This is a genomic window from Pseudomonas sp. SIMBA_041, from assembly GCF_046535095.1.
Classification (GTDB): domain Bacteria; phylum Pseudomonadota; class Gammaproteobacteria; order Pseudomonadales; family Pseudomonadaceae; genus Aquipseudomonas; species Aquipseudomonas mucoides.
The window spans coordinates 1-278 of sequence record NZ_JAWRXJ010000224.1 but is presented as its reverse complement, the minus strand read 5'-3'; the positions used below and the strand labels follow the sequence as shown (position 1 = coordinate 278).

Below are 278 nucleotides of genomic sequence, written 5' to 3'. Positions count from 1 at the left end.
AGGCAGTCCACGGGTAGGGTCTGCAGGTAGGCCAGGCTGCAATAGCCTGTACCAAAGTCGTCGATGAGCACCTGATGCCCCGAAGCGCGCAGCGATTGCAGGTTGTCACGGGCCACCACCACATCCACCAGGCCTCGCTCGGTGACCTCGAAGGCAATCTGGCTGGGCGCCACCCGATGCAAGGCCAGCAGGCGGGCCGCCACCCGGCCGATCCGCGGCACCATCACATCGCAAGCGGCCAGGTTCACCGATATGTACAGTTTAGGGTGCGAGCGCAG

At 64.7% G+C, this 278-nt stretch carries 1 protein-coding gene; it reads right to left on the bottom strand.

The features are described from left to right. The coding region (locus SB725_RS30945; protein ID WP_410923198.1) for an EAL domain-containing protein at nucleotides 1–278 on the bottom strand (278 nt) is incomplete at both ends.